Annotated in this window: 20 protein-coding genes; 7 read left to right on the forward strand and 13 right to left on the reverse strand. The window is 57.5% G+C overall.

The window, feature by feature from the left end:
• Positions 1–120: 120 nt before the first annotated feature.
• Positions 121–1,572, forward strand: a complete 1,452-nt coding sequence (pyk, locus tag BLU25_RS08105; RefSeq protein WP_016782202.1) for a pyruvate kinase — start codon at positions 121–123, stop codon at positions 1,570–1,572.
• 61 nt (positions 1,573–1,633) lie between these two features.
• Here the strand turns inward: pyk and BLU25_RS08110 are convergent, their stop codons facing one another.
• Positions 1,634–2,569, reverse strand: a complete 936-nt coding sequence (locus BLU25_RS08110) for an iron-sulfur-binding ferredoxin reductase (RefSeq protein ID WP_016782201.1) — start codon at positions 2,567–2,569, stop codon at positions 1,634–1,636.
• Between the two features lie 352 nt (positions 2,570–2,921).
• Between BLU25_RS08110 and BLU25_RS08115 the strand changes: the two genes are divergently transcribed.
• The gene (locus tag BLU25_RS08115; RefSeq protein WP_016782200.1) at positions 2,922–4,445 is read left to right on the forward strand and encodes a fumarate hydratase; all 1,524 of its coding nucleotides are present in this window, start codon (positions 2,922–2,924) and stop codon (positions 4,443–4,445) included.
• 176 nt (positions 4,446–4,621) lie between these two features.
• Here the strand turns inward: BLU25_RS08115 and yiaY are convergent, their stop codons facing one another.
• Positions 4,622–5,770, reverse strand: a complete 1,149-nt coding sequence (gene yiaY, locus BLU25_RS08120; RefSeq protein WP_016782199.1) for an L-threonine dehydrogenase — start codon at positions 5,768–5,770, stop codon at positions 4,622–4,624.
• Between the two features lie 137 nt (positions 5,771–5,907).
• Between yiaY and BLU25_RS08125 the strand changes: the two genes are divergently transcribed.
• Positions 5,908–6,933: a DUF4917 family protein gene (locus BLU25_RS08125; RefSeq protein WP_083369587.1), complete on the forward strand. Its 1,026-nt coding sequence runs from the start codon at positions 5,908–5,910 to the stop codon at positions 6,931–6,933.
• A 179-nt stretch (positions 6,934–7,112) separates the two neighbouring features.
• On the opposite strand, the gene BLU25_RS08130 is transcribed toward BLU25_RS08125, so the two are convergent.
• Positions 7,113–7,445 carry a YegP family protein gene (locus BLU25_RS08130; RefSeq protein WP_029611568.1) on the reverse strand — a complete coding sequence of 111 codons (333 nt, stop codon included), beginning with the start codon at positions 7,443–7,445 and terminating at the stop codon, positions 7,113–7,115.
• Positions 7,446–7,617: 172 nt separating this feature from the next.
• On the opposite strand from BLU25_RS08130, the gene BLU25_RS08135 reads away from it, so the two are divergent.
• From BLU25_RS08135 to BLU25_RS08145, 3 genes are all read left to right on the forward strand, one after another.
• Entirely contained in the window at positions 7,618–8,157 is a 540-nt protein-coding gene (locus BLU25_RS08135; RefSeq protein ID WP_016782197.1) for an RNA polymerase sigma factor, read from the forward strand.
• A complete protein-coding gene (locus tag BLU25_RS08140; protein ID WP_016782196.1) occupies positions 8,154–9,095 on the forward strand; it encodes a FecR family protein in 942 nt (313 codons plus the stop codon). Before BLU25_RS08135 ends, BLU25_RS08140 begins: the two co-directional genes overlap by 4 nt.
• A 120-nt stretch (positions 9,096–9,215) precedes the next feature.
• Entirely contained in the window at positions 9,216–11,762 is a 2,547-nt protein-coding gene (locus BLU25_RS08145) for a TonB-dependent receptor (RefSeq protein ID WP_016782195.1), read from the forward strand.
• Between the two features lie 158 nt (positions 11,763–11,920).
• Here the strand turns inward: BLU25_RS08145 and BLU25_RS08150 are convergent, their stop codons facing one another.
• The 10 genes from BLU25_RS08150 to BLU25_RS08195 form a co-directional block, all read right to left on the reverse strand.
• Positions 11,921–12,226, reverse strand: a complete 306-nt coding sequence (locus BLU25_RS08150) for a ribbon-helix-helix domain-containing protein (protein ID WP_016782194.1) — start codon at positions 12,224–12,226, stop codon at positions 11,921–11,923.
• 15 nt (positions 12,227–12,241) lie between these two features.
• Positions 12,242–12,823 (reverse strand): DJ-1/PfpI family protein, encoded by a 582-nt coding sequence (locus BLU25_RS08155; RefSeq protein ID WP_016782193.1) that lies wholly within the window; start codon positions 12,821–12,823, stop codon positions 12,242–12,244.
• 116 nt (positions 12,824–12,939) lie between these two features.
• Complete coding sequence (locus tag BLU25_RS08160; RefSeq protein WP_016782192.1) at positions 12,940–14,157, reverse strand: class I SAM-dependent methyltransferase; 1,218 nt, start codon at positions 14,155–14,157, stop codon at positions 12,940–12,942.
• Between the two features lie 295 nt (positions 14,158–14,452).
• Positions 14,453–15,328, reverse strand: coding sequence for a hypothetical protein (locus tag BLU25_RS23575; RefSeq protein WP_172832034.1), 876 nt, complete (start codon positions 15,326–15,328; stop codon positions 14,453–14,455).
• Positions 15,329–15,331: 3 nt separating this feature from the next.
• Positions 15,332–15,868 (reverse strand): 2OG-Fe(II) oxygenase, encoded by a 537-nt coding sequence (locus BLU25_RS08170; protein WP_228795889.1) that lies wholly within the window; start codon positions 15,866–15,868, stop codon positions 15,332–15,334.
• Between the two features lie 28 nt (positions 15,869–15,896).
• Positions 15,897–16,448, reverse strand: a complete 552-nt coding sequence (locus BLU25_RS08175) for a hypothetical protein (protein WP_016782190.1) — start codon at positions 16,446–16,448, stop codon at positions 15,897–15,899.
• Between the two features lie 56 nt (positions 16,449–16,504).
• Positions 16,505–16,726, reverse strand: coding sequence for a LuxR C-terminal-related transcriptional regulator (locus tag BLU25_RS08180; RefSeq protein ID WP_081481076.1), 222 nt, complete (start codon positions 16,724–16,726; stop codon positions 16,505–16,507).
• A 260-nt stretch (positions 16,727–16,986) separates the two neighbouring features.
• Complete coding sequence (locus tag BLU25_RS08185; protein WP_016782189.1) at positions 16,987–17,601, reverse strand: TPM domain-containing protein; 615 nt, start codon at positions 17,599–17,601, stop codon at positions 16,987–16,989.
• Between the two features lie 27 nt (positions 17,602–17,628).
• Positions 17,629–18,369, reverse strand: coding sequence for a TPM domain-containing protein (locus tag BLU25_RS23845; protein WP_016782188.1), 741 nt, complete (start codon positions 18,367–18,369; stop codon positions 17,629–17,631).
• Positions 18,370–18,503: 134 nt separating this feature from the next.
• Positions 18,504–19,112, reverse strand: coding sequence for a LemA family protein (locus BLU25_RS08195; RefSeq protein WP_029611567.1), 609 nt, complete (start codon positions 19,110–19,112; stop codon positions 18,504–18,506).
• A gap of 243 nt (positions 19,113–19,355) precedes the next feature.
• On the opposite strand from BLU25_RS08195, the gene bglX reads away from it, so the two are divergent.
• The gene (bglX, locus tag BLU25_RS08200) at positions 19,356–21,647 is read left to right on the forward strand and encodes a beta-glucosidase BglX (RefSeq protein ID WP_083369589.1); all 2,292 of its coding nucleotides are present in this window, start codon (positions 19,356–19,358) and stop codon (positions 21,645–21,647) included.
• Positions 21,648–22,274 lie beyond the last annotated feature (627 nt).

Genomic DNA, 22,274 nt, shown 5'->3' on the forward strand with positions numbered 1-22,274 from the left:
GATTCTTCAGACAACAGACCCGATGCACCACAACTTAAGCAGAAAGTAGTGCAGAGGAACAATGACTACAGCCAAAGACCATAGTAGCCTTTGGCAGCGCTTGAACTCAGGAGTCTTTGCATGTCTGTTCGTCGAACCAAAATTGTTGCCACACTTGGCCCTGCCAGCAATTCACCGGAAATGCTGGAACAGCTGATCCTCGCTGGCCTGGACGTTGCCCGTCTGAACTTTTCCCACGGCACCCCCGACGAGCACAAGGCTCGTGCCAAGCTGGTACGTGACATCGCTGCCAAGCACGGTCGTTTCGTAGCCCTGCTGGGTGACCTGCAAGGCCCGAAAATCCGTATCGCCAAATTCGCCAACAAAAAGATCGAGCTGAAGATCGGTGATCAATTCACCTTCTCCACCAGCCATCCGTTGACCGAAGGCAACCAGCAAGTGGTCGGCATCGACTACCCGGACCTGGTTAAAGACTGCGGCGTCGGCGACGAGCTGCTGCTCGACGACGGTCGTGTGGTCATGCGTGTAGACACCGCCACTGAAGACGCCCTGCACTGCACCGTGCTGATCGGTGGCCCGTTGTCTGACCACAAAGGCATCAACCGTCGCGGTGGCGGCCTGACCGCGCCGGCCCTGACTGAAAAAGACAAGGCCGACATCAAGCTGGCTGCCGAAATGCAGGTCGACTACCTGGCCGTGTCGTTCCCGCGTGACGCTGCCGACATGGAATACGCCCGCCAACTGCGCGATGAAGCAGGCGGTACCGCCTGGCTGGTAGCGAAGATTGAACGCGCCGAAGCCGTAGCCGATGACGAAACCCTCGACGGCCTGATCAAGGCCAGCGACGCGGTCATGGTTGCCCGTGGCGACCTGGGCGTTGAAATCGGCGATGCCGAGCTGGTGGGCATCCAGAAAAAAATCATCCTGCACGCACGTCGCCACAATAAAGCGGTGATCGTGGCAACCCAGATGATGGAGTCGATGATCCAGAACCCGATGCCAACTCGTGCCGAAGTGTCCGACGTTGCCAACGCCGTTCTCGACTACACCGACGCCGTGATGCTCTCGGCTGAAAGTGCTGCCGGTGCCTACCCGCTGGAAGCCGTGCAGGCGATGGCGCGTATTTGCGTCGGCGCTGAAAAGCACCCGACCAGCAAAACCTCCAGCCACCGCATCGGTAAAACGTTCGAAAGCTGCGACCAGAGCATTGCGCTGGCGGCCATGTACACCGCCAACCACTTCCCGGGTGTCAAAGCGATCATCGCCCTGACTGAAAGCGGCTACACACCGTTGATCATGTCGCGCATCCGTTCTTCGGTGCCGATCTACGCGTACTCCCCGCACCGCGAAACCCAGGCGCGCGCGGCGATGTTCCGTGGCGTGTACACCGTACCGTTCGACCCGGCATCGCTGCCGCCAGAACAGGTCAGCCAGGCCGCGATTGACGAGCTGCTCAAGCGTGGCGTTGTGGAAAAAGGCGACTGGGTCATCCTGACCAAGGGCGACAGCTACCACACCATCGGTGGCACCAACGGCATGAAGATCCTGCATGTCGGCGACAAAATGGTTTAAGCCCTGTAAAGCTTGAATCCAAAGCCCCGCCTGAGTGATCAGGCGGGGCTTTTTTGTGCCCTCAACTGCGCGTCAGAAAGGCATCGGCCAATAGCTGATTGCGCGGCAAGCCCGCCATAAACAAACGCCTGGCAAAGGCATCGACCGTGTCGGGGTGGCCGCAGACCAGGGCGTGGGTCTGGCGCGAGATGACACGCATCTGTAACAGGTAGTCGGGCAGCTGAGGACGCTCAAGGTATTCGACCACAAGCTGTGGGCAAGCCTGCGCCAAGGCCAGCAGCTCGTCCCGCAGGTAATGTTCAGCCTGGTCGCGGGCCACATGTACCAGCCGTATCGGACCTTGATGATCCTGGCGCAAGGCCTCGCGCAATACGCCGTACAACGGCCCCAGGCCGGTGCCGGACGCCAGCAGCCACAGCGGTTGCTCCTGCCAGTCCGGGTCATAACGCAGTGCCCCGCCACGCAGCTCGCCCAAGCGCACCACGTCACCGGGCTTGAACTGCCGCGCCGCGTCAACGAACTCACCGGGGTGCGCACAATCGAGGTGAAACTCCAGAAAGCGGTCTTCTTCGGGCAGGCTCGCCAGTGAATATGGGCGCGCAACGCCGCCGGTCCATAGCACCAGATGCTGGCCGGCGCGATAACGCAACGGGCGCTGCGGCACCAGCCGCAAGCGCAACACCCCCGGGCTTGGCCAGTCGAGCGCCGCAACCTCGGCCGGCAAACCGTCGCGCAACGGGTCGAAGGTTTCCACCTGCAAATCCCCGACCACCTGGCACTGGCACGCCAGGCGCCAGCCCTGCTCACGCTGTGCCCGGTCAAGGGCCTCGGGCTTGAGATCGAAGGGCTCGCCACGCACACAATGCACCAGGCAGGCATGGCAACTGCCCGCCCGGCAACTGTAGGGCACCGCTACACCGGCCTGATTAAGGGCGTCGAGCAGGTTGCTGCCATCGGCAACCGACCAATGCCGGTCGGCAACTTGTAGTTCGGGCACTTGGCCTCCGCAGGGTAAACCTGTGGGAGCGGGCTTGCTCACGATGCTGACGACGCGGTGAATCTCGTACACCACGGTGATGCAATCGCGAGCAAGCCCGCTCCCACAGTTGAATAATGTTGACCGATAGATCCTTATCGCAGCCTTCGGCAGCGGCTACAAAGCACACCCTACTTTCGTTTGCATCTCTACCGGTGTATCAAACAGTGTACCGGGTTATACTGCCGCGCCGTTTTTGTACCGGTCATGCGTGCCCGGTATGCCCAGCGAAGATGTTTCCGACAGACCGATGCACCAAGGTCGCAAACACCTTATTGATTGTATGTTCCCGTCTTATAGAGGAGCGCGACCCATGACCGTGATCAAGCAAGACGACCTGATTCAGAGCGTTGCTGACGCCCTGCAATTCATTTCCTATTACCACCCCGTGGACTTCATCCAGGCCATGCACGAAGCCTACCTGCGCGAAGAATCGCCAGCGGCCCGTGACTCGATGGCGCAAATCCTGATCAACTCGCGCATGTGTGCCACCGGCCACCGCCCGATCTGCCAGGACACCGGCATCGTCACCGTATTCGTGCGCGTCGGCATGGACGTGCGCTGGGATGGCGCCACCATGGGCCTGGACGACATGATCAACGAAGGCGTGCGTCGCGCTTACAACCTGCCGGAAAACGTCCTGCGCGCTTCGATCCTGGCCGACCCGGCCGGTGCCCGTCGCAACACCAAGGACAACACCCCTGCGGTCATCCACTACTCCATCGTCCCGGGCAACACCGTGGAAGTGGACGTGGCAGCCAAAGGCGGCGGCTCCGAGAACAAGTCGAAAATGGCCATGCTCAACCCGTCCGACTCGATCGTTGACTGGGTGCTCAAGACCGTTCCGACCATGGGCGCGGGCTGGTGCCCACCGGGCATGCTCGGCATCGGCATCGGCGGCACCGCAGAAAAAGCCGCAGTGATGGCCAAGGAAGTGTTGATGGAATCCATCGACATTCACGACCTGATCAAGCGCGGCCCGTCCAACCGTATCGAAGAGATGCGCATCGAGCTGTTCGAGAAGGTCAACCAGCTGGGCATCGGCGCCCAGGGCCTGGGCGGCCTGACCACCGTGCTCGACGTCAAAATCATGGACTACCCGACCCACGCAGCGTCGCTGCCGGTGTGCATGATCCCCAACTGTGCGGCCACCCGTCACGCCCACTTCGTACTGGACGGCTCCGGCCCGGCAGCCCTCGAAGCGCCACCGCTGGACGCCTACCCGGAAATCGTCTGGGAAGCAGGCCCTTCGGCCCGCCGTGTCAACCTCGACACCCTGACCCCGGAAGATGTGCAGAGCTGGAAGCCGGGCGAAACCGTCCTGCTCAACGGCAAAATGCTCACCGGTCGCGACGCGGCGCACAAGCGCATGGTCGAAATGCTGAACAAGGGTGAAACCTTGCCGGTAGACCTCAAGGGTCGCTTTATCTACTACGTTGGCCCGGTTGATCCGGTGCGTGACGAAGTGGTTGGCCCTGCCGGCCCGACCACCGCGACGCGGATGGACAAGTTCACCCGCCAGATCCTTGATCAGACCGGCTTGCTGGGCATGATCGGCAAATCCGAGCGCGGCCCTACCGCCATCGAGGCGATCAAGGAACACAAAGCCGTGTACCTGATGGCCGTGGGCGGCGCTGCTTACCTGGTAGCCCAGGCGATCAAGAAGTCGCGCGTGGTGGCCTTTGCCGAACTGGGCATGGAAGCGATCTACGAGTTCGACGTTAAAGACATGCCGGTTACCGTGGCAGTCGACAGCAACGGCGAGTCGGTACACATCACCGGCCCGGCGATCTGGCAGAAGAAAATCAGCGACAGCCTGGCCGTAGAAGTGCAATAAGCGCTTTAAGCCAGACACAAAAAAACGGCCAGGTTGATCACCTGGCCGTTTTTTTATGCCCGCAACCTTGTGGGAGCGGGCTTGCTCGCGATGCGGGCAATGGGGTGTATCAGGCGATACCGGGCCAAGGCTATCGCGGGCAAGCCCGCTCCCACAAAAGCCAGGCCTGCCAGCCGTTAAAACGCGTTGCGGAAGATCTCTTCAATCTGCCCCTGATCAGCCTTGCGCGGGTTGGTAAAGCCACAGGCATCTTTGAGCGCGTTGGTGGCCAGGATCGGGATGTCATCCAGCTTGGCGCCCAAATCCCGCAGCCCGGCAGGAATCTCGACGTCCTTGGCCAAGGTACGAATCGCCGCAATGGCTGCCTGCGCGCCCTCTTCCGGGCTTAGTCCGCGTACATCGGCACCCAGCGCATGGGCCACATCGGTCAGGCGCGTTGCGCACACACTGGCGTTGAAGGTCTGCACATGGGGCAGCAACACCGCGTTGCACACACCGTGGGGCAAGTCATAGAAACCACCCAACTGGTGCGCCATCGCATGCACAAAACCCAGCGAGGCATTGTTGAAAGCCATGCCCGCGAGGAACTGCGCGTAAGCCATGTTCTCCCGTGCGGTCAGATTTTTACCATCACTTACCGCCTGGCGCAGGTTTTGACTGATCAGCTCCATCGCCTTGATCGCACAGGCGTCAGTAATCGGGTTGGCTGCCGTCGACACATACGCCTCGATGGCGTGGGTCAACGCGTCCATGCCCGTGGCGGCCGTCAGGCCTTTGGGCATCGCCACCATCAACTCAGGGTCATTGACCGACAGCAAAGGCGTCACGTTGCGGTCGACAATGGCCATTTTCACGTGGCGCTCTTCATCTGTGATGATGCAAAAGCGCGTCATCTCACTGGCCGTACCCGCCGTGGTATTAATCGACACCAGCGGCAATTGCGGCTTGGCCGAACGGTCGACACCTTCGTAATCACGGATATGCCCGCCATTGGTGGCACACAGCGCAATGCCCTTGGCACAGTCATGGGGCGAACCACCACCCAGCGACACAATAAAGTCGCACTGATGCTGCTTGAGCACCTTCAAGCCCGCCTCGACATTGGCAATGCTCGGGTTAGGCTTGGCACCATCGAAAATCACCGAATCAATATCCTGCAACGCGAGCTTCTCGGCGATCAACGTCGCAACCCCCGCCTTGGCCAGCCCCGCGTCGGTCACAATCAACGCCTTGCGAAAACCATAGTTGCGAATCGCAGTCATGGCTTCATCCAGGCAACCGTTACCCATAATGTTTACAGCAGGAATAAAGAAAGTGCTGGTCATGTCGAGTCCTCTTCGCGGGTCATTGGCTAATTCGGTCTCCACAGCTTCCTCCAATGACAAAGCCGCAATGTTGATCTGGCTCAATACTTGAGCGTGATAAAGTCCGCTACCGCCTACGCCCTGAGACGATATTTGCGATGACCCCCTTCCAGGCATTTGATGCCCAGCTAGAAGACTGGAACCTGTTACGTACCAGCACACCGTGCAGCGGGCTGCTGATTGGCAACGGTGCCAGCATGGCCGTGTGGCACGACTTTTATTACGACTCACTGTTCGACAAAGCCAGGAGCGTCGCCGAAAAGCCCCTGAGCCAGACCGAACTCAGTGTGTTCGAGGCCCTGGGCACCCGTAACTTCGAGCACGTGCTCAGCGCCCTGAAAACCGCGAGCAAGGTCAACAAGGCACTGGCCATCAACTCGGCCTCGCCGCGCAAACGCTATTACGCGATCAAGGAAGCCCTGATCAACTGCACCCAGGATGTGCACATTCCCTGGCGCCTGATGCAGCCTGAAACCCTGGCCTGCTGGAACGAAGAACTGGCACGCTACGCCACGGTGTATTGCGCTAACTACGACCTGCTCGCGCCCTGGGCCGTGATGCAGGCACCCAAAGGCTTCAACGACCTGTTTGGCACCCCGCAGGCAACCTTTGAGCCTGCTGTGGCACTGGCCAAAAGCAGGGCCACACGGGTGCTGTACCTGCATGGCGCCCTGCATCTGGTGAAAAACCAGGAGGGCAAGGCACGCAAGCTAGCGGCCAACGAACCCACATTGCTAAGCAACTTTGCGATCAACCACTCCATCAGCGCCCTGGACGACGTACCGCTGTTTGTCAGCGAAACCGGCAGCGAGGACAAGCGCAAATCCATTCGCCAGTCCGATTACCTGTCTTTTTGCCATGAGCAGTTGATGACCCATAAAGACGCGCTGTGCATCTTCGGCCATAGCCTGGGCGAGCAGGATCAGCACCTGATTGACGCATTGCGTCAGGCACCGCTGAAAACCCTGTGCATCTCGATCTACCCGCGCAGTGAGGCGTTTATTCGCTTTCAGAAAAACCATTACACGGCGCTGTTTGCCGACAAGAAGCTTGAGCTGCGCTTCTTTGATTCAAAAACCCATCCGTTGGGCGATACCAGGCACTCAGTACCTGTGGAACGGTAAACCTGTAGCCGCTGACGAGCAGCGCGAGGCTGCGCCCGACGATGAAATCGTCGCAAACCCGATAAGCGCGATCTATCTGATGCACCAAGGCTGAGGGGATTTACGACGGCTGCGCCGCCGGACGCAGCCTCGCGCTGCTCGTCAGCGGCTACAGGGTTACAAGAGCACACATTCAGGTATCAAAATTTCTCTTTGATCACCGTAGTCGGGCCATTGTGCTTGACGCTGGCTATGCCCTTGTCCCGTGCGGCGTCCGAGGAATACAGCTCACTGGTACCGATGATCTGGTGATTGGCCGCCTTCAGGTTGAAGTACGGCTTGCCGTCCTTGGCGACTTTTTTCTCGTAGCGCTCATCCAGCGGGCTGTTGACCTGCACCGAGGCGATCCCGCCCTTGGCCGCCGCCAGTGTGGTGTATTGCTCGCTGACCAGAATGGTTTCGGCATTCGCCGCCTTCAGTACAAAACGGAACTGCCCGCTGCTGGTCTTGCTCAACTCGTACCAACCCGACATAGCCTTTCTCCTGAAATTAAGGGTTCCTGCACTTCTTCAGTAAAGACGCCACGGGCTATTTATCCATTTATCCACAGGAATGAGCGAAACCGGCAATTTCAACGAGACAAATAGCAATGGTTATCGATACCATTCGCAGCTTATTTGCATCGCTGTGTCTATAAGGATCTTCATGTCTGGCCTTGAACCCGACCCGCCCGTGGCCGATCACTTTCGTGAGTTCTATACGCAAATTTTGCACTTTCTGCGCAAGCGTACCGACAACACCAGCGATGCAGCCGACATGACCCAAGATGTTTTCACCCAATGGCTGGGCTATCAGGACCGGGGCAAAATCGAACAGCCACGGGCGTTTTTGTTCCAGATGGCGCGCAATCTGTTGCGCGACCACTGGCGTCGACAGCAAGTGCGACACGCCGTACACGGTGAGCGCAACGAAAGTGAAGCCGAGCCCTTGAGCGATGAGAGGGATGATCCAATGGTCGCAGCCCTGCGCCTGCAACGCCTTGAACAACTTAAACGGGTCCTTGCAGAACTCTCGCCCAGACGTCGCGAAGCCCTTATGCTGCACCGCTTTGAGGGCTTGAGTCAGGCACAGATTGCCGAACGCATGGGGATTTCCGTGAGCATGGTTGAAAAGCACATTGCACTGGCCTTGCTGCACTGCAAGCAACATCTACAACGGGACAGCGGCAAGGAGCAGCCACAATGAGCCCTTTTCACACAGCCGATGACGACAGCGTCGATGAACAGGCCGCCACTTGGTTTGCGCGCAACCGCAATAGCCGCGGCCACGACAACCGCGAACAATTCAACGCCTGGCATGCCAACCCGAGCCATGCCCGGGCCTATGCCGAATTTGAATCGTTGTGGGCCGACCTGGGCGAGCTTGAACAGATCAACGCCCCCGTATCGCTCCCGGTCAAGCCCCGACGCGCACACTTTGCCCTGGCCACTGCCGCCGCGGTGCTCTGTGCCGTCTTTGCTCTGAACCTCGGCGCGCCGGTGGCGCTGCATCAACAGCAGATCAACACACTGGCCCAGGGCGCGCGCACAGTATTGCTGCCCGACGGCAGCACCCTGAACGTGAATGCCAACACGCGCCTGCACCTGGACTTCAGCGCACACCAGCGTGACATCTACCTGGACCAGGGCCAGCTCTATATTGAAGTCGCCGCCAACAAGGAGCAGCCGCTGGTGGTGCATGCCGGGGATGCGCGCATCCGGGTGGTCGGCACGGGGTTTGATGTGCGCCGCAGCTCGCGCCAGCTAGTGGTCAGCGTGGCCCACGGCGAGGTTGCATTCATCCCTGACGCCAGGTCCGCCATGCTGCTGGGTGCCCAACAACGCGCCACCTGGAACTACGCCAACGGCTCGCTGCAAGCGCAAACCCTGGGCACCGGTGAAGTGGCGGGCTGGCGCTCTGGCCACCTGTCCTTTCGCAATCGTGAGTTGGCCAGCCTGGTGGACGAACTGGATTTGTACCGCCCCGGCATGATCCAGCTGGCTGAAGGCCCGCTGGCAAACTACAAGGTTTCAGGCAATCTGGACGTCAGCGATCCGCTGGCGCTGGTCAAGGCCCTGCCCGCCCTGATCCCGGTTAAAAACGTGCTGCTGGACAGCGGTAAAATCCGTATCGAACCGCGCTAAAAAAATATATGCGAATATTTTGCATTCGCATATGTGGTTTTTTCATTGTGTTGCGTCTTCCTCCGGTCTGCGTTGCTAACGCATGTCTTTTTGGCCTTTGTTGCCACACCGGGGGATTTCATGTTTCGCGTACCACATTACTTCTCGCATTTGTGCACCCGCCCGACACTGCTGGCGGCTTGCCTGGCGATCAGCCTGCAGGCCCACGCCGAGTCGATCCAGTTGCAACTGCCGGCGCAATCGCTGGCCAGTTCGCTGAGCGAGGTGGCACAGCAGGCAAACATCCAGCTGCTGTTCGACGAAGCCCTGTTACGCAACGTGAATGCCCCGGCACTCAGTGGCACCTTCGAGCCACAGGAAGCCATCCAGCGCCTGCTCAAAGACACCGACTTCAGCCTAGTGCAGATCGATCGCACCTACGTCGTGCGGCCCCGGGAGTCCGGCACCACCACCAGCAACAGCCTGGAACTGGGCGCGGTCAGCGTGGTGGGCAACGGTAGCGAAGTCGACTCCAGCAACGTCGGCAAGTCGACCATGACCCAGGAGCAAATCAACCGCTATCAGGCCAATAACATCCCCAGCCTGCTCGCCACCTTGCCGGGCATCAACCTCGGCGGCTCGCTCAAGCCCGGTGGCCAGACCATCAATATCTGGGGCATGGGTGAAGCTGAAGACGTACAAATGACCGTCGATGGCGCGACCAAAAGCGGCTTTGAACGCTACAAGCAGGGCACGATTTTTATCGAGCCCGAGCTGATCAAACGCCTGGAAGTCGAAAAAGGCCCCCACGATATCCACACCGGCAATGGTGGCTTTGCCGGTGTGGTGCACATGGAAACCAAGGATGCGACCGACTTGCTCGAAGAGGGCAAGGACACCGGCGCCATGCTCAAGTACGGCTACAGCAGCAATGACCATCAACAGGTCTACAGCGGCGCTGTCTACGGTCGCACCGAAGATGGCCGCGCCGACGCCCTGTTTTACTACACCAAGCGCGACGGCGACGATATGAAGCTGGCGGGCAAAATGCCCAACCCCGGCAATGTCTACCCGGTTAACCCCCAGCGCCTGCCCAATACCGCCCAGGACCTGGACGGACAACTGCTCAAACTCAATTTGCACCTCAATGACGAGCACAGCGTGGGCATGTCTTACTCGCGCTCGAACAACTATTTGTGGGTGCCCTTCTCGGCCGTCAGTTACCCCGCGCCACCCAGCCAGGCCAACATCGACAAGTATGGCTACGACATAGCAGCGCGGCGCTACCTGTCCAACCGCTCGACGATCGACACCACCTGGTCGGCCAAATACAAATACGAACCCCTGGACAACCCGCTGGTGGACCTGGAGGTCAAGTACTCGCACTCCAACACCGAACAAACCGACAAGCGTGACGCCCAGGCCTTCACCCAGCCCACCAGCGGCGGGCGCAAGATGGAAACCGGCTACACCGACGACATGCTCCAGGTCGAGAACATCAGCCTGTTTGCCAGCGGCCCGCTGGACCATGCAGTGACCACCGGCGTGCAGTTTCGCAAGCACCAGCGTGATGTGAACATGTGGATGCCGGGCGGCATCTACGACGTCGAAAAGTACAACTACGGCCACTACCAGCCCAACTTCATGCCCCGGGGCAAGGTCGACACCAACAGCTTCTATATTCAGGACGCCATCACCTGGGGTGACTTCACCCTGACGCCGTCCATGCGCTACGACCATGTGCGCAATCGCGGCCAGGAAAACGACGCGCCGTACTACAACCACCCGGAGTTGGGTCACGATTACAGCGACAAAACCTACACCGGCTGGTCGCCTCGCCTGTCAGCCTTCTGGAAAATCACCCCGAAAACCGCGCTATTCCTGGACTACAGCAAAACCTGGCGCGCCCCGGTAATTGACGAGCAATACGAAGTCCAAGGCGTCGGCAGCCGCACCTCCAGCAGCCTGGGCCTTGATCCGGAACGGATCACCGGCTGGCGTGGCGGCAACATCACCACCTTCGACAAGATTTTTGGCGACAACGACCACGCCCTGGTGCGCACCACCCTGTTCCGCAACACCGTCGACGACGAAATCTTCAAGGCCACGGGCGTAGGCTGCGCCGCGCAAACTCCCACGGTCAGCATGACCGATGCGTGCGGGCCCAACATGCCCAACTACCGCAATATTGGCAGCGTGACCATCAAGGGCTTCGAAATTGAGAGTTTCTACGAATCCACCTACGTGTTCGGCTCACTGTCCTACGCATGGATGACCGGCAAGCACCAAGGCGCCTACACCAACCCTTGGGGGCCTAACGTCTGGGCCCGTGACGTACCCGCTCCCAAATGGATTGCCGTACTGGGCACCAAAATCCCGAGCCTGGATGCCCGGATTGGCTGGAAGGGAGAATTCGTGCGCAAAACCGACCGTTTGCCGAGCGACAACTACTACAGCAGCCCGATCAGTGCGTTGGGCGACCGCTACTGGGACCAGTTCCCCAACGACGGCTACAACGTGCAGGGCCTGTTTGCCAACTGGAAGCCGCAGCAGCCGTACCTCAAGGGCACCGAAGTCAACTTCACCCTGGACAACATGTTCAACAAAAACTATCAGCCAATGCTCAGTGGCGAAAATGCCTACAGCCAGGGCCGCAATGCCAAGATCAGCGTGACGCGGTTCTTCTAGATGCAAGAGGGGTACGGTTGTGTAGCAGCTGCCGAAGGCTGCGTCCGGCGGCGCAGCCGTCGTGAAATCAGCTGCACAACTTACCTGACACGCCTCGGACACAGGTTTTACGATCGCTGCGCAATCGGACGCAGCCTTCGGCAGCTGCTACGAGCGTGTCAACCTTGCAAGCGCGAAACCACACTCAACCCCGGCGCCTGCACCCGGCGCTGGCTCAGGTAGCGGGTGCAGCTCACACGCAAAAACGAGGCAAAATTGACCACTTCGCCACGATAATCCATCACCTCTTCATACAGCTTGGCCACCAACTGGTTGGTGGTCATCCCGTCTGTTTCGGCAATTTCGCTGAGAATGTCCCAGAACTGGTTTTCCAGGCGCAAAGTGGTGACCACGCCGCAAATCCGCAATGAGCGCGAACGTGACTCGTAAAGAATCGGATCGGCTTTTACATACAACTCACACATGGTCCCGCCCTCGTCCTACAAGATGATTTTGGTACCGAGCAAACCCAGGAACCCTGCCAGCCACGCAGGGTGCGCCGGCCAGGCAGGTGCAGTGGCCAGGTTGCCCTGAACGTGGGCCTTGGTCACGTCGATATCGATATAGGTACCGCCCGCCAGACGCACTTCCGGCGCACACGCCGGGTAAGCGCTGCACTCACGGCCTTCCAGCGTGCCAGCAGCAGCCAGCAGTTGCGCGCCGTGGCACACCGCGGCAATCGGCTTACCCGCCTTGTCGAAGTCACGCACAAGCTCCAGCACCTTTTCATTCAGACGCAGGTATTCCGGCGCTCGGCCACCCGGCACCAGCAGAGCGTCGTAATCGCTGGCTTTGACCTTGTCGAAATCGAAATTCAGGGCAAACAGATGACCGGGCTTCTCGCTGTAGGTCTGGTCGCCCTCGAAGTCGTGAATGGCAGTGCGAACGGTCTGGCCAGAGATTTTGCCCGGACACACCGCATGCACCTGATGGCCAACCATCAACAGCGCCTGGAACGGCACCATCACTTCGTAGTCTTCGACGTAGTCGCCAACCAGCATCAGAATTTTTTTCGCTGCCATGGTGCGTGCTCCTGTGGGGTAAGACCTTGGGCCTGTAAGAGTAGCCAAGGTAACCCCTGAATGCCCGGGCGGGTAATAGCCACGTACTACGTACCCGCCAGACACCACTTACAGGTTTACTTCAACAAGCCATCGGCCTGAAGCAGGGTCTCCAGGCAGTGCTCCTGGATGTTGTAGAACGCCTTGAGCTCCTGGATTTTCACCAGCAACTGCGCCGGATCAGCCGGTTCTGCACGTTTGACCGCGAGGATCATCTTGTTCTTGTTGGTGTGTTCCAGCGAGATAAACTCGAACACCTTGGTTTCATAGCCGCAGGCTTCGAGGTACAGCGCGCGCAGGCTGTCGGTGACCATTTCGGCCTGCTGGCCCAGGTGCAGGCCGTATTGCAGCATCGGCTTGAGCAGCGCCGGGCTCTGGATTTGCAGGCGGATCTGCTTGTGGCAGCACGGCGAGCACATGATGATCGCCGCCCCGGAGCGAATACCCATATGGATCGCATAGTCAGTGGCAATATCACAGGCATGCAGGGCGATCATCACGTCGATCGGGGTGGGCGCAAAACTGCGCACATCGCCGTGCTGGAACGTCAGGCCCGGGTGTTCCAGGCGCTGGGCGGCGTTGTTGCACAGCGTGACCATGTCTTCGCGCAACTCAACCCCGGTGACCAGGCCTTCGGCTTGCAGGCTGTGACGCAGGTAATCGTGAATGGCAAACGTCAGGTAACCCTTGCCCGAACCGAAATCCACCACCTTGATCGGCTGGTCGAGCTTGAGCGGCGAGTTGCTCAGGGCGTGGGAAAACACCTCAATAAACTTGTTGATCTGCTTCCACTTGCGCGACATCGCCGGGATCAGTTCTTGCTGCTTGTTGGTCACACCCAGGTCCGCCAGAAACGGCCGGGTCAGATCCAGAAAGCGATTTTTCTCACGATTGTGCTCAGCCGACGGTACTTCGCGCTCTTGTTGGCTTTTGCCTTTGAACAGCGAGCTTTTACCCTTTTTGCTGTACTCCAGTTGCACTTCGTCGGTCAGGGTCAGCAAATGGGCATTCTTGAACGCTTCGGGCAGCAGGCCGGCAATGATCGCCACGCCTTCGTCCAGCGGGAAATTCTTGGTGATATCGCGGGTTTTGTAGCGATACACAAACGACAGGCAAGGCTGCTCCTTGACCGTGACCTGCTTGATAATCACTCGCTGCAATTCAGCCTCGGAGCCGACGTATTTGGCCAGCACCAGCTTGATAAAGGAATTCTGGGCCAGGCCGGTTTCCAGCAGGTTCAAAAATTGCGCACGATGATCCGGCACAGACGCGGCGGTGGTAGCAGTCACTGACATTGAAAAAGGTGCCTCGGGGGTGCAGGAGGGAAAATCAGAAAACGAATGGCGGGTATTTTAGGCGTGTTGGGCGCGCAGGGCACGGGGTAATTTCATGCGGGCACGGACAGTGGCGGGCATGTGCACCTTGCCAACAATTAAGAATGGCTTGTGATGTGAAAAATAACTTTAGCTCATATAAGTAGAACAGTGAGAATGCCGGCCGGCATGTGAAGATCAATATCATACACTGCACAACATGAACATTTAATAATTCAACCTTTCATAAAACCTACTAAAGCCACCAACCTATAAATCACTTATGATAACTATCCCCCAAATACTTATCCCCTCCCCCATAGATATCACCACCAAACTCAAGACTAATATCCACGCGCCCAACACCATAACCAGACGACTCGGAAGCAGAAGAGCCGAAGGGTGTATATGTACCACCGAGCACCATTTCTTCTCCTCCTCCTCCTCCTCCTCCTCCTCCTCCTCCTCCTCCTCCTCCTCCTCCTCCTCCTCCTCCTCCTCCTCCTCCTATCGCGACACTATTACTTTCGTTGTGCACAACCACTGAAGAAGGCAACAGTTCGCCCGTCGCCGACACCCAACTACAAGAAAATATCTTATTGGCATAAGCCATTCTTAGCGTGTTCCGATCTACGATACGCATATCTGGTGCACACATATAATCAAGATAACTATCAGCTCTATTACTTCTAAAGAAATCGTCAGCAGCAGCCATTAATCTTCCGAAAGTATCTGAGTGATAAATTGACAACAAACCGGTCGCAACAGCGGCTACAGCTAAAGATCCAACAAAAAAAGGCCCCGCACCGGACAAAACCACAAACGTCCCAACAACCCCTACTACATTACCCAGCAGACTGTACAGCTCACCCTTTTTAACTTCACGACCAGCCTTCACATCCATCCCTACTTTCAGGAATGTAATCGTACCTGCGACAATATTCCCTGGCAGACTAATTATTGGCACGTAGGGACCCGCCAGTTTAGTCACCGAAGTAACACTCGCCACAACCGCACCCGTCTGGGCTGATTGACTCAGTAGTGCTCCCCCCTCATTACTTGTTACAAGCTGATCTGAAACGGCAACCGCTCCCGAGCCAACGGTAACACCGTCATCAATAACACCTATAATTACTTCAATTTTACCTGCCACCTGCTATTCCTCAATTATTGTTTTAAATGCCAGGGTCATCCTGACTTGGTCACATGTATTTGAAGGTGATCGTGCGGCATGGGGGATTCGCCCGTCGAACACCACCACGCGCCTTGGTTTCGGCAATACTGCCTTGATAATATGTTCTTTAGTGTCATTGTAAAAAACCAGCTCACCGCCCCAAGAGGTCGGCCAGTACTCATTACAAAACACAACAATTGTTAAACCGGGATGTACTTTATTGTCTCGATGAATGATCGCATCCTGACCAAACGTCTGTCCGTTCGCATAAACGCCTAACAAAGTGATTTTAAAATCATGCAATGCCAGAAATCGCTCCCACACACGGATCAAAAAGCTCCAAGGCTTATTCTCCCTCAACTCTTCAAGGCTTGACTGGCCTAACGGGCGATTCTTACCTGCAATAAACACGTGCCAGCAGGGCCTGACAGCGGGCGAATTTTCATAGCTTGGCCAGTTATAGCGCCACACTTCACCCTTGAGCTGAATAGCAATCGCCCTCTCTTCAGCTTCAGTCAAGAAATCATCAACTACATAAATACCTCCCTCAACCTCCCCTATTATCATCAACCATCCTCCTACAATAATGCCGATTCCAAACACCACACCTGAATATGAAAAAACCGCAATAACTTAAAGCCAGGCACGACAACACAACCGCAAAATAATTACCACCATTGTTATATCGCACCCACCACTCAATCTGCTTACGACTCACCATCAATCGAAGTTCTTCATCATACACCGCCCATACAAATTCACTCTCACCATCAGCATCTACAGCCACCCACAACCTTTTATGCTTATGAACATCCAACAACTTTGCATCCTCACTGGAGAACTCAACCTTGTACTTATAACTCCCTTCATCTTGCCCCACCGCAAAATACAAAAAAGCTGACGACTTAGACCAATCTAAAGGATGGGTAACATATGCGCTGCGCAGCACCAACTTTTTCGGCTCCGGCGGCACTTCCACCCTCGCATTCCACATCATCAAACCAAGCCCCAACATAAGCAGACAACTCAACACCATCAACACCAAATCCACACGGGTCGCCACATAATCAAGCGGTATATACAAAGACAGTTTTTTCATCCTCACCTCTTGCGCACTTGATTTAAAAATAAACTTCAATACCTGACATAGCAACCCTACCGATGTAGGGGTCCCGAAAGCCCATATGAACCTTCACCCATACGGCCAATCTCTACTACTAATTCCATACGACTTCTGACACAGTACTTGCGCAACAACGAAGACACATGGTCCCGCACCGTAAAACCACTAATACGCAACTGTTGCGCTATTTTCTTGTTCGTGCCCCCTTGCAAAAGCAAATCAAGCACCTCTTTCTCCCTGTGCGTAAGCTTCAATCCTTTTCTCCCAAACCATTTAATTCCTTACGGAAAAACATTCAACAAAAACATTCAAACACAACACAACCTAGCCATCATTCAAAAAAATGACAACACAGTTTTTCACAGCACGGAAAATTATAATCAGAAGAAATTTATATTGCGACCCAGCAAGAACTTACTTACGAACAGACAAGAACAAACCATAAAGACAACATCATAAAAGTCCGACACTTCTCATCTAAGTGTCGGAAATATCAAAACCACTAAGAAAATGATTACAACATCACCAACCGATTCGGCAGTTGGTTGCGCGTTTGGGTTTTTGGTATGTGCTGTGCGAGCACTTCAGCGCAGGCATCGATGCAAGTGATAAAACCTTCGGCCGTATGCCCCAGCGCCACGCGCCGCACGAAATCGCTGACGATATTGCCCCAGTCGCTGTCGTCCAGATGGCGGGATATCCCTTCATCCACCAGGATTTCGACATAACGCTCGGCTTCGCTGACAAAGATCAGCACGCCGGTGCGCCCTGCAGTGTGGTGCAGCTTTTGCTCCAAAAACTGGCGTCGGGCCAGGTTGCTGGCACGCCAATGCCGCACACGGGGCGGGATCAGACGCGTGGTGATGGCCGGTATGCGAAAGATCAGGCTGAGGAAGACAAAGCTGGCCCATTGCAGCATCAGCAGGGTGTAAGTCGCCAGGCCACTATTTAAAAAGTGCACCACGGCAGGCACCACCAGGGCGATCAGGCTGGCCCACAGCAAGGGGATGTAGCTGTAGTCATCGGCACGGGGAGCGAGCACGGTGACGATTTCGGCATCGGTGTGCTGTTCGGCACGGGTGACCGCGTCTTCGACCTGCCGTTGTTGCTCGGGGGTTAATAAAGCCATAAGTCTCGATACTCGTTAAAAAGTGAATTACCAGCCACCAGAGGCTCCGCCGCCGCCGAAGCTGCCACCACCGCCGCGAAAACCGCCACCACCGCCTCCGCCGAACCCGCCACCGCCAAAACCACCGGAGCGCGAACCGCCAACGCCACCCGAATTGCAGATGCCATAGAACTGACAGGCGGCAACCACCAGTACAAACAGTATGAATAGCAGCACCACCACGCCCGGGTGTTCGGCCATGAAGTCATCGTCACTCCCCTGGCCGCTGGCGTAGGCCGGCTCGGCCAGGGGAGCACCGCCCAATACTTGCAGGATGGCGCCAACCCCGTCGCTGATACCATGGTTGTAGTTGCCAGCCTTGAACGCCGGGGTAATGACCTGGTTGATGATGACCGAGGCCTGGGCATCCGTCAGGCGATCCTCCAGGCCATAGCCGACCTCGATGCGCAACTTGCGGTCGTCGCGGGCCACGATCAGCAAGGCGCCGTTGTTCTTGTCCTTTTGCCCGATGCCCCAGGCGCGACCCAGCTGGTAGCCGAAATCTTCGATGGGCGTACCTTGCAGGTCGGGCACGGTGACCACCACCACTTGCTCGCCGGTGGTTTTTTCGTGGGCTTGCAGGGTTTGGGTCAGTTGTTCACGGGTGGCGGGGTCGAGCATTTGCCCTTCGTCCACCACCCGCCCGCTGAGCGCGGGAAAGGTCAGCGCCTGGGCCGTGGCTATAAATAGCCAGAGCAACAGGCCCAGCCCCAGTCTTGATAGGCGCATCGCTACCTCGAACGTTTGTTATCCATTGTGGGAGCGGGCTTGCTCGCGAGGCAGGCGGCGCGATCTGTCAGGCAAATCGCGTTGATGCCATCGCGAGCAAGCCCGCTCCCACAGGGGGGAAAGACATAAGGCCGTTAAAACTTCACTTCCGGCGCTTTGTCGGCGTCCGGGGTGGTGGCTTCGAATGTGGAGCGCACTGGCAAGTCGCTGTACATCACGGCATGCCACAAACGACCCGGGAAGGTGCGAATCTCGGTGTTGTAGCGCTCAACGGCGAGGATAAAGTCGCGCCGCGCCACGCTGATACGGTTTTCCGTGCCTTCAAGCTGCGATTGCAACGACAGGAAGTTCTGGTTGGATTTGAGGTCCGGGTAACGTTCGGACACCACCATCAACCGGCTCAAGGCGCCAGTCAGCTGGTTCTGCGCTTCCTGGAACTGTTTGAGTTTTTCCGGGTTGTTCAGCGTGCTCGCATCGACCTGGATCGAAGTGGCCTTGGCCCGCGCCTCAATTACCGCTGTGAGGGTGGCCTGTTCCTGTTTGGCCGCCCCCTTGACCGTCTCGACCAGATTGGGGATCAGGTCGGAGCGGCGCTGATACTGGTTCTGCACCTGCGACCATGCCGCCTTGACTTGCTCATCGAGGGTGGGAATGGTGTTGATCCCGCACCCGGCCAGCACACTGCTCAAGGCCAGCAACGCGATAACTTTCCAGCCCGGGGCGCTTATATGTTGTATACCCATGCTTGTGTTGCTCCGAAATATCGACATTAAGTTTTTTGACCACACACCACGCCTAAAAACTCCCGGCAACACTGGATTGCTTGCCGCGAATCAGCTAAAAGACTGCCAGTCATACAGGAATACTCCGCTCTAAAGGTAGGTCAATTCTTTAGTTCAAGTACTCCTGATACCTCCCCAGAACAATATCGCTGCACGAGCGTGGGCCTCCCTCGCTTCAAGTGAGCGGCTGCGCAGAAGAATCCAATGAGAAAAATGTGTTTGCTGGGCATCGTCATCAGCCTGGCCAGTCACACCGCGTGGGCTCAGGCCCCGGCGGCCCCGCTCCCTCCCAAAGACGTGTTCGTCGCCGAGCTGCTGAAAAAAATGAGCGTCGACGAAAAGATCGGCCAACTGCGCCTGATCAGCATCGGCCCGGAAATGCCCCGCGAGATGATCCGCAAGGAAATCGCTGCGGGCCGTATCGGTGGTACGTTTAACTCCATCAGCCGCGACGAAAACCGCCCGATGCAAGACGCTGCCATGCGCAGCCGCCTGCAGATCCCGATGTTTTTCGCGTACGACGTTATCCACGGCCATCGCACCATTTTCCCGATCAGCCTGGCCCTGGCTTCCAGCTGGGACATGGATGCCATTGGTCTGAGCGGCCGCATCGCCGCCAAAGAGGCCAGCGCCGACAGTATCGACCTGACTTTCGCGCCGATGGTCGACATCGCCCGTGACCCGCGCTGGGGCCGTACCTCCGAAGGGTTTGGCGAAGACACCTACCTGGTCTCGCGCATCGCCAGGGTGATGGTGCAGGCCTATCAGGGCGCATCCCCGGCCCTGCCTGGCAATATCATGGCCAGCGTCAAGCACTTCGCCTTGTATGGTGCCGTTGAGGGTGGGCGGGACTACAACACCGTCGATATGAGCCCTACACGCATGTTCCAGGACTATCTGCCGCCCTACCACGCGGCGATTGAAGCGGGTGCGGGCAGCGTGATGGTGGCCCTGAACTCGATCAATGGCGTGCCTGCCACCTCCAACATGTGGCTGATGCAGGATTTGCTGCGCAAGGAGTGGGGCTTCAAAGGTGTGGCGGTCAGCGACCACGGCGCGATCAACGAGTTGATCAAGCACGGCGTGGCCAAGGACAGCCGCGAAGCCGCCAAGCTGGCGATCAAGGCCGGTATCGACATGAGCATGAATGACAAGGCCTACGGTGAAGAACTGCCAGGACTGCTCAAGTCCGGCGAAGTACCGCAGAGCGATCTGGACAATGCCGTACGCGAAGTGCTCGGCGCCAAGTACGACATGGGCCTGTTCGCCGACCCCTACCTGCGTATCGGCAAGGCTGAAGATGACCCGGCGGACGTCAAGGCCGACAGCCGCCTGCATCGCGCCGAAGCGCGTGAAGTGGCGCGCAAGAGCCTGGTCCTGCTGAAAAACCAGAACGAAACCCTGCCCCTGAAAAAGCAGGCGCGTATTGCTCTGGTCGGCCCGCTGGCCAAAGCCCCGATCGATATCATGGGCAGCTGGGCCGCAGCCGGTCAGCCGGCTCAATCGGTAACCGTGTTTGACGGCATGCGCAATGCCATCGGCCAGCAGGACAACCTGATCTATGCCCGCGGTGCCAATATCACTGACGACCAGAAAATCGTCGACTACCTCAACTTCCTCAACTTCGATGCCCCCGAAGTGGTCAATGACCCGCGCCCGGCGCAGGTGATGATCGACGAAGCGGTCAAGGCTGCGCAGCAGGCCGATGTGGTGGTTGCGGTGGTGGGTGAATCGCGGGGCATGTCCCACGAATCGTCGAGCCGCACCAATCTGGACATTCCTGCCAGCCAGCGGGCCCTGATCACGGCGCTCAAGGCCACCGGCAAGCCGTTGGTGCTGGTATTGATGAACGGCCGACCGCTGTCGATCGATGTGCAACAGCAGCAGGCCGATGCCGTGCTGGAAACCTGGTTCAGCGGCACCGAAGGCGGCAACGCCATTGCTGACGTGCTGTTTGGCGACTACAACCCGTCCGGCAAGTTGCCGATCACCTTCCCGCGCTCCGTAGGCCAGATTCCGACCTACTACAGCCATCTGAGCATTGGTCGCCCGTTCACGCCGGGCAAACCGGGTAACTACACCTCGCAGTACTTCGATGAGGGCAACAGCCCGCTGTATCCATTTGGCTATGGCTTGAGCTACACCGACTTCAGCCTGTCCGATGTCAGCCTGTCGGCCAAAACCCTGAAGCCGGGCGCGACCCTGACGGCCAGCGTCACGGTGAAAAACACTGGCAAGCGTGCCGGTGAAACAGTGGTTCAGCTGTATGTCCAGGACGTTACCGCGACCATGAGCCGCGCGGTCAAGGAGCTGAAGAACTTCGAGAAGGTCATGCTCAAACCCGGCGAGCAGAAAGTCGTGCAATTCACCCTCGGCGAGAACGACCTGAAGTTCTACAACGCGCAATTGCAGCATGTCGCCGAACCTGGCGAGTTCAATGTACAAATCGGCCTGGATTCGCAAAACGTCCAGCAAAACAGCTTCCAGTTGCAGTAATTTCGCGCAATTGCCGGGAAGGCTTCACACCGCCTTCCCGGCCCTTCCCCGCAGCAATCCGTGCTTGACCTTTCCTATCTTTGCAGCCGCCCCAAAATGCGTTCGGACAGCGCTGTTTTTTGTGGTAGGGTTCGCGCCCTTAAAATCCGGCACACAGGATTTGTTCCGGCAAAATCCGGTGACAAACGGCTAAATGCCGGTGCAGTGCGGCCTACGTGGATATTCGAGCTTTCACACACAATTTACACACAGGGTTATCCACAGGCAGTACGTTGCACAACCCCTATAAAACGCATATCTTGTATCAGCTCCGCCAAAAAACCCCATATGTAGGGTTTCAGGCCAAAAACCCAACACAACTCAGACGAGAATTTCAAGCCCTTTTCTCGCGCCTGTCGGGTTAAACCAAACGCAGCTTTCAAAGTCCAAACCGCTCATGCGGATGGCAACCGGTTTCCAGCGTAAAAGTCGGAAAGCGGCCCGGGTGTTGCAGTAAAAATACTGTCATCCAACAGGAATACGGTTTCACGCGGTCTGCGTGAATCAAGACTTCGGCACGGAAGCGGCTTAACCCCCCTTCTGTACGTCCCGAAGTTGTTATGCCCGGCTCATTACCGGTTGTAGTGC

The organism is Pseudomonas fragi, assembly GCF_900105835.1.
Taxonomy (GTDB): domain Bacteria; phylum Pseudomonadota; class Gammaproteobacteria; order Pseudomonadales; family Pseudomonadaceae; genus Aquipseudomonas; species Aquipseudomonas fragi.

Excerpts from the sequence above, each read along its gene's own strand:
- BLU25_RS08160 (WP_016782192.1), bottom strand. The coding sequence starts at position 14,157 with ATGTCAGTGACTGCTACCACCGCCGCGTCTGTGCCGGATCATCGTGCG.
- BLU25_RS08185 (WP_016782189.1), bottom strand. The coding sequence starts at position 17,601 with ATGGCTTTATTAACCCCCGAGCAACAACGGCAGGTCGAAGACGCGGTC.
- BLU25_RS08150 (WP_016782194.1), bottom strand. The coding sequence starts at position 12,226 with ATGTGTGAGTTGTATGTAAAAGCCGATCCGATTCTTTACGAGTCACGT.
- BLU25_RS08115 (WP_016782200.1), top strand. The coding sequence starts at position 2,922 with ATGACCGTGATCAAGCAAGACGACCTGATTCAGAGCGTTGCTGACGCC.
- BLU25_RS23845 (WP_016782188.1), bottom strand. The coding sequence starts at position 18,369 with ATGCGCCTATCAAGACTGGGGCTGGGCCTGTTGCTCTGGCTATTTATA.
- yiaY (WP_016782199.1), bottom strand. The coding sequence starts at position 5,770 with ATGACCAGCACTTTCTTTATTCCTGCTGTAAACATTATGGGTAACGGT.
- BLU25_RS08140 (WP_016782196.1), top strand. The coding sequence starts at position 8,154 with ATGAGCCCTTTTCACACAGCCGATGACGACAGCGTCGATGAACAGGCC.
- BLU25_RS08130 (WP_029611568.1), bottom strand. The coding sequence starts at position 7,445 with ATGTCGGGTTGGTACGAGTTGAGCAAGACCAGCAGCGGGCAGTTCCGT.
- pyk (WP_016782202.1), top strand. The coding sequence starts at position 121 with ATGTCTGTTCGTCGAACCAAAATTGTTGCCACACTTGGCCCTGCCAGC.
- BLU25_RS08175 (WP_016782190.1), bottom strand. The coding sequence starts at position 16,448 with ATGAAAAAACTGTCTTTGTATATACCGCTTGATTATGTGGCGACCCGT.
- bglX (WP_083369589.1), top strand. The coding sequence starts at position 19,356 with ATGAGAAAAATGTGTTTGCTGGGCATCGTCATCAGCCTGGCCAGTCAC.
- BLU25_RS08145 (WP_016782195.1), top strand. The coding sequence starts at position 9,216 with ATGTTTCGCGTACCACATTACTTCTCGCATTTGTGCACCCGCCCGACA.
- BLU25_RS08195 (WP_029611567.1), bottom strand. The coding sequence starts at position 19,112 with ATGGGTATACAACATATAAGCGCCCCGGGCTGGAAAGTTATCGCGTTG.
- BLU25_RS08125 (WP_083369587.1), top strand. The coding sequence starts at position 5,908 with ATGACCCCCTTCCAGGCATTTGATGCCCAGCTAGAAGACTGGAACCTG.
- BLU25_RS08155 (WP_016782193.1), bottom strand. The coding sequence starts at position 12,823 with ATGGCAGCGAAAAAAATTCTGATGCTGGTTGGCGACTACGTCGAAGAC.
- BLU25_RS08135 (WP_016782197.1), top strand. The coding sequence starts at position 7,618 with ATGTCTGGCCTTGAACCCGACCCGCCCGTGGCCGATCACTTTCGTGAG.